Source organism: Sphingobium limneticum (assembly GCF_008710165.1).
Lineage (GTDB): Bacteria > Pseudomonadota > Alphaproteobacteria > Sphingomonadales > Sphingomonadaceae > Sphingobium > Sphingobium limneticum.
Window position 1 is genome coordinate 30,476 of record NZ_VYQA01000026.1, and the last position, 11,627, is coordinate 42,102.

Consider the following 11,627-nt stretch of genomic DNA (forward strand, 5'->3'; position numbering starts at 1 on the left):
GAGATGTGAAGCACATGGCGGCAATTGCCCGATGTGCTGCGTAGCGCTCATGGGAGCCGGTCACATTGGCAGAGATACATGCGTCAGTTTGCTGAAGTAACGTTCCGGCCTAATATCGCGCGACGATGCGAGATTATAATGGAACCGAACGAACAGGGCGAGGCGTTTGGCGCATGGCTATTGAAGCAAATAGGGCGGGATGACTGGATCGGTACACTCGCCAAGCAGGCCAAGGTGGACCTCCGTTTCCGCGCCGCAATGACCCCCGATAATCTTTGAAAGAAGCTCCAGGAAGCGGGCGCAAAGGGCGATAGTTTTAAGACATTGGATGATGCGGAAATGGCTTGGAAATCCCAAGCACGCGATCGGAACCATCACCCAACAAATATCGTATTAAGGCTGCGTCCCCAACGCATATTGCCCTACCTTGTGACCCCGAGGCGGGGCCTTTTTTTGATAAGGGCGACCCAATGTCGTCGCACCAAGTCGCACGCCAAGCAGTCTATTGGCGCTCTACTGAGCGCATCAATCATCCCAGGGTCGAGTGCCGATGTTGCAGTATCCTGATCGGCACCTAGCGACCTTTCATTTAGCGCTTCGCGAAAGCCCCGATGTTTCTCCAAAGAACCGTTCTAGTCGACCAGGATGCCCCACCTGCCGACTTAGATCATGTGCGGTTTTCATTTTGAAACGCCGACATTTAGCTATGTTCCGGCGTGGGTTTCAGCAAAACCGATAAAGTAGGCGCGCAGCGTGGGATCGGCTATTGACGCTACCATAGCGTTCACTTGATCTGCTAGCGAAGCTGAAGCTGCGGCTTCGCCGCCTTGCTCATATCCCATTGACCATGAACCGAAAGCCCTTCCTTCGACCGCCTTGTCGTGAAGCTTGACTAGAGCAAAATGGCGAGGATCACTTTTGATCCGTTCATATGTCCGGATCACTGCCTCGTCGGGGCCTTCAAGCACTTGTAAGAACCGTCGCCCGCCTACGACTAGCAATCCCGTAAGGTCTGCCTTGGTGTTCGCCGCACGCGACTTAGAGAGCAGCTCTTCAAGTTCTGATGCGTCCAGAATGGAGCGAGCTGTGCTGATATAGAGCAACCGTTTCATTTCGATCTCCGCATAATGGAGGCAAATCTATGGAAGGACATAAAAAAAAGGATTAACAGCCTGTTTAACTTAGGTTGAACCTCATGCCAGTTATTGGCTTGCAGCGTCCGAAAATTCGATGCAACCAGCTGGCAATCCACTGACAACGCATGGGCTAGATTGGTCACCGTGGCAAAGCACCAACAAAAACGACTGCTGATATGTATCCGAGGTAGCCAGGCGGAAAAGATCGCGGGACAATGCCAAGATTCATGATGAGTTAGACGGGCAATATACGCTCATTATTGTCTCAGGTTAACCATTTGGTCACCAGCCAGGTTCAACCTGCGGCCTTTCGGGCTCATGCACGCACATCCATCGCCTAAATTCTTAACCCGGAAATTGTTTCTGCTCAGGTGATGGCGTCGGGACGCCCCTCCTTTCGAGAGTGAAGACCATGCTACCATCGCTATATGAACGAATGCGCAAAGCTGACCGACGTCGCGATGCACGGTTCGCCACGTCCTTTAGAGCCACGCTCACTTTGGACACCGGGAGCAGGGTCGTCGTTGTTGGAGATATCTCAGCAGGCGGAGCGATGCTTGAAGCTCAAAATGATCTTTGGCCAGGCTGCAAGCTTTCACTCAAGGCGAGAAATCTGGACGTGAACGGCGAGATCCGATGGAGAAATGATCGCCTCTGTGGCGTCGCCTTTTCCAAGCCGGTCGATCCCTTCGCTGTAATCGCTGCCAATGGAGGGGATGTGAAGGGCAATATGATGGAGGAGCCGCCTCTTTCATCTGCCCAGTCCGATAGGTCGTGACCGGCTGGCAGGATTGCAAGGCCTCCAATAGGTGCCTTCATGCTGTCGACAATCGTCATCTTTTCCTAGGAGACTGCCCATGCCACAAGCTGAAGACGAAGCGTGGATGCGCAAGGCGATCGAGATTGCGCGGTCCAAAGGCTCCGATCCTTCCACGTCACCCTTGGGGTGCGTGATCGTGCTCGACGGCAAGATCATAGCTGGCGAGCGTAACCAGACTGAAGAACTTCCCGACGCGACCGCCCATGCCGAAATGATGGCGATCCGGCGAGGCTGCGAAGGCACAGGCGAAATGGAGCTGCGCGGCGCGACGCTCTATTCGACGCTTCAGCCCTGCGGCATGTGTACGATGGCCTTGATCTGGTCGAAGGTGGGCAGGGTCGTTTATGGCGCAGGGCGCGACGACGTGCATGCGATGTATTTCGAGGCCAAGCATGTCGATACGCTGGCCTTTATCGCTGACGCCTACCGCGACGATATCATGATCGAAGGGGGATGCCTGCGAGAGAAATGTGCTGCCCTCTATTACCCGCCAGATGCTGATCTGCCTCTCGAAGAACAGGCCAACCTATGACACCGATAAACTTGAATATGGCAACGGCCGAGGAGCTGGATACCATTCCGCAGCTCAAGGGGCATGGTTTCGAGATTTTCCGCTATCGAGACGATCGCGGCGCCTTCAAAGCGCTGCGGCAGCTTGAGGAAGTACCGGGAATGGCAGGCAATGCCGAAGGGCTTAAGGGCGTTCTGACGATCTAGCCGATCACTGGATGCAAAAACGCCGCCCTGTTAAGGGCGGCGTCCTGAAGCTCGAATGAGCCTTATTCCTTGGCGCCGGTGCCCGGCTCGGTCGTCTTGGGGGCCTTGCCGTCCTCGATGCGACCTTCATTGCGCAGATCACGGCCTTCCTGAGCCTTCTTCTTCGCTTCAGGGGTATCGCCGTGCTCGTTCAGCTCTTCCTTGACGAAACCGGCAGCTTCCTTGGCTTTGCCTTCGATGCTCATGATGCTCTCCTACAATTGGAATATTTGTAGAACACGTGGCTGTGAGCAGTGTTCCCGAACGCACTTATGCCAGCATGCGCACGCTTGGTTCGCGTGCCCAGACGCGGGTTGCCGCTGCCTTGATGAACGGCTTGCCAAAATCAGTGATACCCTCGTCGGCTTCGACACCGGCCTTATCGAGCAACGGTCGCGCTTCCGCTGTGTGGCCGATGGCCTTGAGATGCCCGAAAGCGTGCATCACGAACTGGACGGCAGCCGCCTCCTTGAGGAGCTGCGCACATCCCACTTCCGAAAGGACGACGGCAATGGCATCGAACAGCACGGACGGGCCGCCGGCGAGCTGGAAATCGGCTTCCATTGCCGAGCCATCCGACATCTTCGCACCGCCGATCTTGTGCGCGACGATCACCGGACGCCCGCCCACATCGCCTATCTGACTGGTCAGTTCGTCGACGACAGCCGGATCAGACCCATCGGCAATGAAAATGGCAATGGTCCGCCCCCCGATCGACTTGGGAGCTAGCGGACCTTCGATGATACGCAGCGCTGGTGAAAGCTCCATGTCCTTGACCGGCGCGGCGGTTGGAGACGCTTTGGGGACTTCCATGTTGAGCCCGTCAGCCACGCGCGCTGCCAGCGTGGGATCGACCTTTACCAGATTGGACATCCCGCGAGCGTCGAGAAGCGCGTAAAGACCGGAGTCTTGGTGCCCTTGGCAAAGACCGCCGCCTTGCAGATGTCGGAGATGTCGTCAGTCGCCTCGAAATAGCCATGAGCAGCAGAGCCACGGGCATGGATGATGCGTTCGGGGATTCGTTCATGGTCGAAATGGAAAATCTTTTAGCGCAGAACAAAATCTTCCAGCAAGACTTGGCCGCGCGCGCCTGCCTTGAGCTGGTTCTGGTTGTCGGAAATCCGTATGCCTTGGCTGGTGGTCAAGACATTATCGTCGCTCGCTTGCTGATGCCTTTCCTCGCCACTTCCCGTGGTGTTGTCGATTGCGTCCTTACTGGTCATGTCGGTCACTTTCGCGCTGATTGTGATATGGTTCACTCGCAACGCATCAGGAGGGAAAAAGTCGGCCCTGAAAATCAAAGTCGGAAGAGATCGTCCGTGGTAGTCCACCGGCAAGCTGGAGAGTTGCAATTATAGTTAGAGATAGCAGGATGTTAATCACGGCGTCAGGCGGATTATAATGGTCATATAGTCAACGATTTTTCAAAGGATTATTCACCTATATGTAAAATGCGCTTATTGTGCTCATTCGATTTTGCCTATTGGAGGCGAAAGTCTGCAATCAGTATGTTGATCGAAGTTAACCTACATAATTTGCAGAAAATCTCTGCTACATGGGGGAAATAAACTTGCATAGAAGCGTTAACAGCTCGGCGACTGCGAAACATATGCGTCGTCGCTGGGAGCCAGTTGAATGCGCATTGCCATCATAGCCCATTTGAAGTTTCCCATCAGTGAGCCGTTTGCGGGCGGGCTGGAGATGCACACCCATATGCTCGCGCGGTCACTGCGCGAACGGGGGCATGATATCACGCTCTTTGCTTCTACGCGCTCAGATCCCGCGCTGGGGGTGGAAGCAATCTGCGATGAGACTTCGCTTTTCGAAACGGGCATTGCCGAAGCCAATGATGTTGCCTTCTTCCGCGAACACCATGCGTATCTCGGGCTGATGACCAAATTGCGGTCGCGATCGTTTGACGTGATTCACAACAATTCTTTGCACTATCTCCCCGTCAGCATGGCCGACACGCTTGCTATCCCCGTCCTAACCACGCTCCACACCCCGCCCTTTTGCTGGTTGGAAAGCGGGGTCCGGCTCAACCGCGGACCGATGACTTACGTTGCCGTCTCGCAGGCGACAGCCGACATGTGGAGCCACGTGGCGAGGACCGATCATGTAATTCCGAACGGCATCGATCTGACGCACTTTCCGTACCAGCCTGTCGCGAGCGAAACGCCGTACTTGGTCTGGTATGGCCGGATTGTTCCCGAGAAAGGACTGGACTATGCGATTGATGCGGCACGCCTTGCAGGATTGCCGCTGCGTATCGCCGGCCCTATTTCGAACCAGAATTATTTCGATGAGGCGATCGCACCGCGCCTGGGTGCGAACGTCGAATATGTCGGGCATCTGTCCCACCGCGAACTCGCCCGCTTGGTGGGAGGGGCTGTCGCCGCGCTTTGCACCCCGCGATGGGAAGAGCCCTATGGCCTAGTCGTGGCAGAGGCGCTGGCTTCTGGCACCCCCGTCGCCGCGTTCCGGCGCGGCGGCGTGCCTGCGCTGTTGAATGACGATTGCGGCGTTCTTGCGCAGCCGGATGACGTTGCATCGTTGGCATCGGCGGCACTGGCCGCTTCAGTGCTGAGCCGCAGTGCCTGCAGGGCACATGCGGAGCGCTATTGCGACGCGCAGCGCATGGTCGATGAGTATGAAGCCGTGTACCACCAGCTCGCGCTTGCTTCGGTTGTAGCCTATGGGCCGCAGACGGCGCCGCTTATTGCCAGCGTCGCATGAAGCCACCAGTCTGCGTCTGCATACCCGCCCGTGATGAGGCGGAGCATATCGGTCGCCTGATCGAAGCCCTAGCACAGCAAACCGTTCAGACCTTCGCTGTCGCGATATGCGTCAACAACAGCAGCGATGCCACCCATGCAAAAGCCGTCGAGGCTACGCTTCGTTACAATGCTGGATTTACGCTTCACATCGTTCAGCGCGTGTTTGAACCGGAACTGGCCCACGCTGGATCTGCCCGCCACGCGGCGATGGACATGGGCGCTGGTCTTCTGACGCCCGACGGCCTATTGCTTTCCACAGATGCGGATTGCCGGCCACCCGCCGATTGGATCGAGGCCAATCTGACACATTTTTCGCCGGAGCGGATCATTGGCGGTCGCATAGAACTGGACGAGCTGGAAACGGACATGGCTCCGGCGATCTTCATGCTGCGCCGCCGCTTCGATGCCTATTGGCAGGCCGTGCGGGCGATCGAGGATATGATCGATCCGGTCGCATGGGATATGCCGCCGCGACACGGCGATCATACGGGGGCCAGCCTTGCGCTGTCCGTCGGCCTTTATCGCCGCGCGGGCGGCGTTCCGCTCCTGCCGATCGGCGAGGATCGTGCCCTGGTCGAGGCAGCGATCAAGGCGGGAGGACAACTGATCCACCCGAATGCCGTGTGGACCCGGGCATCTTCACGGACAGCAGGCCGTGCGAATGGCGGCATGGCGGCTGACATGCAGCGATGGATCGACTGCGCCGCAAGCGATGATGTTCCTATGGTCCCTGCTTTCTCCCTTTGGGAGGAACGCGTACGCTGGCGACTTCGAACGAGGGTTGAGATAGGCGTGGCGGCCTGTCTCGAAGCAGAGCGTGCTCTTCCCCCCATGCCCTGCGACATACCTCTTCCCCCCATGGCGGGGGGCGAAATGGCAGCCGTCCAATGAGCCGCCCGATCGGATATTATGTCCATCATCACGGCGATGGCCATCGCCAGCGCGCGATTGCGATCGGTCAATCGCTGGACAATGTCATGCTCATGGGGAGCGGGCTTGCCCATGGAACCGGTAACCTCCCCTTCCTCGATTTGCCTGACGACCGTTTCGACGACAGCTTCGCTGGCATCGATCATGTCGACCGTCCTTCTTCCCTTCACTATGCGCCGCTCGATCATGAAGGTCTCCGCCAGCGCTCTGCGCAAATGACAGGCTGGATCGCTGAAGCGCGTCCGCGCCTGATGGTGGTGGATGTCTCGGCCGAGGTGGCGATGCTGGCGCGGATTGCATCAGTGCCGACCGTCTATGTCCGGTTGAGCGGGAGCCGGCTCGATGTTGCCCATCTCGACGCCTTTCGCGGAGCTATCGCTCTGCTCGCCCCTTTCCACGATGCGCTCGACGATGACGAAACCCCAGGCTGGGTGCGCGACAAGACCTTTTACGCGCCCGGCATCGTCCGATCTGCCAGCCAGAATATCAGCGTGAATGATGAGGTTGTGCTGGTCGTTCTTGGGCGCGGGGGCGGGATATCCAATGGAGAGCACTGGGCAGCCGCAGCGCGAGCAGCGCCCACATGGCAATGGCACATCATCGGTCCCTGCACTGTGCCCGCCGACATGCCAGCCAATCTATATTTGCGGGGGTGGGTCGATGATGCGGACGCGCAGATTGCTGCTGCCAGGGTCGTCATTGGCGCTGCAGGCGATGGCGTCGTCAGCGCCGTCCTGAGGGCGCGGCGTCCTTTCATTTGCTTGCCCGAACCGCGCCCGTTCGACGAGCAGGCATCGAAGGCCGAGAGGTTGGCGGCAGTAGGCGCGGCAATCGTGCGGCATGACTGGCCCAAGCCTCACGAATGGCCTGACCTGATCGGTCGGGCTATCGAACAAAACGAGCAATGGCCCGCTTGCCTTGAAAGTGAAAGCGGACCGGAACGGGTCGCGCGTTGGCTCGATGACCTTTGTGCCCCGGCAGTCTCAAACAGGAGTCATATCGCGTGATCCCCGACCATCATGACCAGACCTTTGACCTGACCGACATCGTCGAGCGTCTTGCGATGTTTGGTGCGCGCTATGATGCCGCACCCTATTTTCCCAGTGATAGCCTGGTAGCGCTGATCCAGAGCGGGCATCATCGCAGGTTCGCACCGCAACTATGTGGAGGAAATGCTTTTGAAAACGAGGCAAGCCGCGCGCGCGCGATGGCAAAGGCCTTGCGCGAGGTCGGACGCGGCGATCTTAGTATCGGACGGCTTTACGAAGGCCACATAAATGCCTTGTCGCTGTTCGACTGGTATGGAACGCCCGATCAACTCAAATGGCTGACGCAGGTACTGGATCGCGGTGCGTGGTTCGGCGTGTGGGCGACCGAGCCGGCGCCCGGTGTTCGGCTCGCTGACGAAGCGACCCTGTCGCTGAGCGGCGAGAAGATGTTCGCAAGCGGCGCCGGCGGTCTCGATTATGCCCTTGTCACGGCGGCTTGCGAGGACACCGCGCGGCGCTTGGTCATTGTTCCCGCCAATGAAAAGGCGCGGGCGGACCTGTCGGGCTGGCGTTTTCGCGGAATGCGTGCGAGTGTAAGCGGTCGCTATTCGCTCGACGAGATGGTTGTCGAGCCGCTCATGCTGCTGGGTAAGCCGGGCGACTATGACAGGGATCCTCGCTTTACCGCAGGAGCCTGGCGCTTCTGTGCGGCGCAGCTTGGCGGCATCGAGGCGCTTGTCTCGGACATCCGCACGGCCATGCGCGATAGCGCGCGCGAAGATCCGCTGCAGCGGGCACGGTTTGCCGATGCCGTCGTAGCGGTACGAACCGCGGGCTTCTGGGTGGAGGAAGCAGCGCAGCGCTTCGCTTCAGGTGATGCGGATGCCGTTGCCGTCGCGCGGCTGACGCGCGGGGTCGTTGAAAATGCCGGGTTCATCGTGATGGAGGCTGCAGCGCGCATCCTCGGCACGCGCAGCGCCTTTGACGGTGAACGCGCGGACAAGATCATCCGCGACCTTTCCCTTTATCTGCGCCAGGCTGGACCCGACCATGCGCGGGACGAGGCCGCCCGGACGCTTCTCGATCATGACATCTGGGAAGAAAGTGACCGGTTGTGGTGAAAGCCGAGGCTTTGGTCCAAAGCCCTTGGGCGCTGGCGCGCTGGCTCGTGCTCGCCCCCCATCCCGACGACGAGACGCTCGGCGCGGGTGCCTTGATCACACACTGCGCCGCTCATGATCGGCTCGGAGGCATCGCCTTCCTGACCGATGGGACTGGCTCCCACCCCAAAGGCACACCCCGCGTTGCCGCGACCCGGCGAAGGGAAGCCCGCAACGCGGTCGGCAGGCTAGGCGCCAAAGCGATCCCGACGATCTGGATGGGATGGCGCGACTCTCACCCCTATCCTACCGACAGTAAAGCATTCGCGCGGGAGGCTGATCGGCTTGCCATGCTGCTGCGCTGGCACCGCATCGATGCCATTGCCGTCTCCGATAAAAGCGAGGCGCATTGCGACCATGTTGCGGCCTACAGGTTGGCCGAAGCGGCTTTGCGAAGGGCGAGGCGTCCGATCGCGCTGTTCGCCTATCATGTCTGGAGCGAGACACCGCAGCGTGCGCGACATATCACAACGCCGGCCATGCCCGTTGGGCAGCGGCGTCATGCTCTTCTGGCCCATCGTAGCCAGCTCTCGCCGGTGATCGGCGAGGGTTTCCGCCTTCCACGGGAGAAGTTGCGCATGGCCGCGCAAGACGTTCTGACATTGAGAAGGGATTGCCAATGACCGGCGCCAGCCTGACCGCACAATATTTTGATGACATTTTCGGATCGGACGATGATCCATGGAATCTTGCGTCGAGCGAGTATGAAGCGGCCAAATTCGCCCACACGCATGGTGTTCTGGCCGACCGACGATATGCCCGCGCACTGGAGATAGGCTGCGCACATGGCGTGCTGACCGGGCATCTCGCTCCCATGTGCGACAGCCTGCTTGCCGTCGACATCAGCACAAAGGCACTGGCAAAAGCGCGGGAACGGGTCGGCGATCGTCCTGGCGTGTCACTTGCCAAAATGGCGTTTCCGCAGGACACCCCTAACGCCGGAGATTTCGACCTCGTGGTGCTGTCCGAAGTGGCCTATTATTGGGGTCTGGTGGATCTCGACCGTGCAAGCGAATGGCTTCGAGATCACGTCTCTCCTGGCGGCCGCATTATCCTTGTCCATTACACAGGAGAAACCGACTATCCGCAAAGCGGCGATGAGGCGGTCGAAGCCTTATGGACCGAACTTGCTGCGGACTTTGACGTCGAGCTCACCGAACGCCGAGACAAATATCGTCTCGATTTGTGGAAGCGTCGCTGATGGGCGTCTCGGTCCTCACAATTGTCCGTAACCGCAGCGCGCATCTGTCGCAGCTCGTCGAGGGACTGCGACGGAGCGATCGCAGACCCGATGAGCTGATTGTCGTCGATATGAGTGACGATCCGATCACGGTGGGACCGACAGGCTTTCCCGTCCGCGTCGAGCGGTTCGAGACGGACGGGCTTCCATTGGCCGCTGCCCGCAACCGCGCCGCGTCCCTAGCCAAGCACGATATGCTCGTGTTCCTGGACGTCGATTGCATTCCACTGCGTGATTGCGTCGGCCTCCTGGCCGAGACCCTCACCGAGCATGACGGCCTGCTCTGCGCAGATATTCGCTATCTTGGCCCCGATGATGCACGCGGATCCTGGGAGGAAGCCGACTTGCTGAAGCATGGCCAGGCGCATCCCGTGCGGAGATTTCCCACCCAAGGCGTGCGTGAGGAAACGAATGCCGGGCTTTTCTGGTCGCTTGCCTTCGCGCTGCGCCGATCGACATTTACAGCGCTGAGTGGGTTTGATGAGGGGTTCACCGGCTACGGCGCCGAAGATACCGATTTTGGTTTCCGAGCTGCTGCTGCCGGGTTGAAGCTGCTATTCGTCGGACAGGCGATTGCCTGTCATCAGTATCATGACAGCTATGAGCCACCCGTGCAGCATGTCGCTGACATTGTGCGCAATGCACGGGTGTTCCAAGCGCGTTGGGATGAGTGGCCGATGGAAGGCTGGCTTGCAGAGTTCGAACGGCTCGGACTGGTGCGCTGGCAAGGGAACGCTCTGGATCTCTTGCGTTTGCCGACAGCCTGCGAAATGGCCGCCGCCCGCGTCGAACCGACAGGTTGGAGCAGGGCCACCACAAATTGAAGCCAATGCCAATCTCAACCGCCAGGCAGGAGCCAGTAGATGACCACGAGCTACAACGCATGGATGAGAACCGGATTTGATTTCTGGATGCTGGGTGCGGAGGCGGGAACGGTGATGACGATGAGGCTCGCAAAGCTCGCGGTAGGCAGTGCTGACGCAAGCGTCGAAGCCGAATTGATGATGTCGGAAAAAATAGGCGCCATGATCGAACTTCAAAGCAAAATGATAACTGGCGCTCTTGGGACCACGCCATTGAGCAATACGCGTGGTGCCCTCAAACATTATCGTGAGAAAGTCGCAGATAATGACCGGCGCTTACGCCACGCGAATTAAACGATTACAATAAAAATTCTATCTTTTCTGCAGCGCAGCGAACTCGATAGCAAGATGGCCGTTTCCGTCTTAGCAAAGGAGATTAGCATGACGGACTATGGAGCTTCCCGCCGCGGGGTTATCAGAGGCTGTTTGGAAAATCGGTGGCGGGGGTTGTCGCGAGGCTCTGCGTCTGATTCAGGCTCTGGATGTGGACCGATCAGAGCCTAGGGCGCATGGCCCAGATTGCCAAGAAGACGAAGCGCTATCCCAGTGATCTGACCGATGAGGAATGGGATCGCATAGCGCCCCTGATGCCCAAGCCGGGGCGCCGGGGCCGTCCACGCGAGGTGGATTTTCGCGAGGTAATTAACGCCGTGCGCTACCTTGTTCGGTCGGGCTGTGGCTGGCGGATGCTGCCGATCCATTTCGGGGCATGGCAGACGGTCTATGGCTGGTTCCGGGAACTGGCTCGCAGGTTCCTGTTCCAGACAATCCACGACATCGAACTGATGCTGGATCGCGAGCGCCAAGAGGTCGCGTCCGTCAATGTGGTGTAAAATCGGGTGTGGCCACTGGGCTGCATTTTCAGGCGGCCTTGGGTGTAATCTGTAGCGGCTGTGCCTCCTCGATCATTGGTGTGGCAAGGGCGGCCATGCCCTCGATCTGCATGTAGCGGTGCT

The 11,627-nt window shown here is 58.8% G+C and carries 16 protein-coding genes and 1 pseudogene; 13 read left to right on the forward strand and 4 right to left on the reverse strand.

What is annotated here, in order from left to right; all coding sequences use genetic code 11:
- Nucleotides 1-704: 704 nt before the first annotated feature.
- Complete coding sequence (locus F4U95_RS22040; RefSeq protein WP_120252930.1) at nucleotides 705-1,112, reverse strand: BLUF domain-containing protein; 408 nt, start codon at nucleotides 1,110-1,112, stop codon at nucleotides 705-707.
- A 460-nt stretch (nucleotides 1,113-1,572) separates the two neighbouring features.
- Here F4U95_RS22040 and F4U95_RS22045 point away from each other — a divergent pair, with 460 nt between their 5' ends.
- The 3 genes from F4U95_RS22045 to F4U95_RS22055 all read left to right on the forward strand — a co-directional run bounded on the left by F4U95_RS22045 (nucleotide 1,573) and on the right by F4U95_RS22055 (nucleotide 2,673).
- On the forward strand, nucleotides 1,573-1,914 hold the full coding sequence (locus F4U95_RS22045; protein ID WP_161600433.1) for a PilZ domain-containing protein: 342 nt from the start codon (nucleotides 1,573-1,575) through the stop codon (nucleotides 1,912-1,914).
- 79 nt (nucleotides 1,915-1,993) lie between these two features.
- Nucleotides 1,994-2,488, forward strand: coding sequence for a nucleoside deaminase (locus tag F4U95_RS22050; RefSeq protein WP_120252928.1), 495 nt, complete (start codon nucleotides 1,994-1,996; stop codon nucleotides 2,486-2,488).
- Nucleotides 2,485-2,673 (forward strand): helix-hairpin-helix domain-containing protein, encoded by a 189-nt coding sequence (locus F4U95_RS22055; protein WP_120252927.1) that lies wholly within the window; start codon nucleotides 2,485-2,487, stop codon nucleotides 2,671-2,673. The genes F4U95_RS22050 and F4U95_RS22055 overlap by 4 nt, the downstream gene beginning before the upstream one ends.
- A 62-nt stretch (nucleotides 2,674-2,735) precedes the next feature.
- Here F4U95_RS22055 and F4U95_RS22060 read toward each other — a convergent pair whose 3' ends face one another.
- The 3 genes from F4U95_RS22060 to F4U95_RS25265 form a co-directional block, all read right to left on the reverse strand.
- Nucleotides 2,736-2,918, reverse strand: a complete 183-nt coding sequence (locus tag F4U95_RS22060) for a hypothetical protein (RefSeq protein ID WP_120252926.1) — start codon at nucleotides 2,916-2,918, stop codon at nucleotides 2,736-2,738.
- A 64-nt stretch (nucleotides 2,919-2,982) separates the two neighbouring features.
- Nucleotides 2,983-3,543: a catalase gene (locus F4U95_RS25260; RefSeq protein ID WP_232016201.1), complete on the reverse strand. Its 561-nt coding sequence runs from the start codon at nucleotides 3,541-3,543 to the stop codon at nucleotides 2,983-2,985.
- Nucleotides 3,544-3,569: 26 nt separating this feature from the next.
- A complete protein-coding gene (locus F4U95_RS25265; protein WP_343032349.1) occupies nucleotides 3,570-3,755 on the reverse strand; it encodes a catalase in 186 nt (61 codons plus the stop codon).
- Here F4U95_RS25265 and F4U95_RS25270 point away from each other — a divergent pair.
- The 10 genes and pseudogenes from F4U95_RS25270 to F4U95_RS22110 all read left to right on the forward strand — a co-directional run.
- Complete coding sequence (locus F4U95_RS25270) at nucleotides 3,690-4,070, forward strand: hypothetical protein (RefSeq protein ID WP_232016197.1); 381 nt, start codon at nucleotides 3,690-3,692, stop codon at nucleotides 4,068-4,070. The two genes, F4U95_RS25265 and F4U95_RS25270, sit on opposite strands and share 66 nt — an antisense overlap.
- A 277-nt stretch (nucleotides 4,071-4,347) precedes the next feature.
- A complete protein-coding gene (locus tag F4U95_RS22070; RefSeq protein ID WP_170267515.1) occupies nucleotides 4,348-5,448 on the forward strand; it encodes a glycosyltransferase in 1,101 nt (366 codons plus the stop codon).
- On the forward strand, nucleotides 5,445-6,380 hold the full coding sequence (locus F4U95_RS22075; protein ID WP_120252925.1) for a glycosyltransferase family 2 protein: 936 nt from the start codon (nucleotides 5,445-5,447) through the stop codon (nucleotides 6,378-6,380). The genes F4U95_RS22070 and F4U95_RS22075 overlap by 4 nt, the downstream gene beginning before the upstream one ends.
- The gene (locus F4U95_RS22080) at nucleotides 6,377-7,426 is read left to right on the forward strand and encodes a glycosyltransferase (RefSeq protein WP_120252924.1); all 1,050 of its coding nucleotides are present in this window, start codon (nucleotides 6,377-6,379) and stop codon (nucleotides 7,424-7,426) included. The genes F4U95_RS22075 and F4U95_RS22080 overlap by 4 nt, the downstream gene beginning before the upstream one ends.
- Entirely contained in the window at nucleotides 7,423-8,529 is a 1,107-nt protein-coding gene (locus F4U95_RS22085; RefSeq protein ID WP_232016195.1) for an acyl-CoA dehydrogenase family protein, read from the forward strand. The genes F4U95_RS22080 and F4U95_RS22085 overlap by 4 nt, the downstream gene beginning before the upstream one ends.
- Nucleotides 8,523-9,191: a PIG-L deacetylase family protein gene (locus F4U95_RS22090; RefSeq protein WP_246171681.1), complete on the forward strand. Its 669-nt coding sequence runs from the start codon at nucleotides 8,523-8,525 to the stop codon at nucleotides 9,189-9,191. Before F4U95_RS22085 ends, F4U95_RS22090 begins: the two co-directional genes overlap by 7 nt.
- On the forward strand, nucleotides 9,188-9,769 hold the full coding sequence (locus F4U95_RS22095) for an SAM-dependent methyltransferase (protein WP_120252923.1): 582 nt from the start codon (nucleotides 9,188-9,190) through the stop codon (nucleotides 9,767-9,769). The genes F4U95_RS22090 and F4U95_RS22095 overlap by 4 nt, the downstream gene beginning before the upstream one ends.
- On the forward strand, nucleotides 9,769-10,632 hold the full coding sequence (locus tag F4U95_RS22100) for a glycosyltransferase family 2 protein (protein WP_120253526.1): 864 nt from the start codon (nucleotides 9,769-9,771) through the stop codon (nucleotides 10,630-10,632). Before F4U95_RS22095 ends, F4U95_RS22100 begins: the two co-directional genes overlap by 1 nt.
- A 39-nt stretch (nucleotides 10,633-10,671) precedes the next feature.
- Complete coding sequence (locus tag F4U95_RS22105) at nucleotides 10,672-10,965, forward strand: hypothetical protein (RefSeq protein ID WP_120252922.1); 294 nt, start codon at nucleotides 10,672-10,674, stop codon at nucleotides 10,963-10,965.
- A gap of 188 nt (nucleotides 10,966-11,153) precedes the next feature.
- Nucleotides 11,154-11,474: pseudogene (locus tag F4U95_RS22110) on the forward strand (transposase); the annotation flags it as partial.
- Between the last annotated feature and the right edge of the window lie 153 nt (nucleotides 11,475-11,627).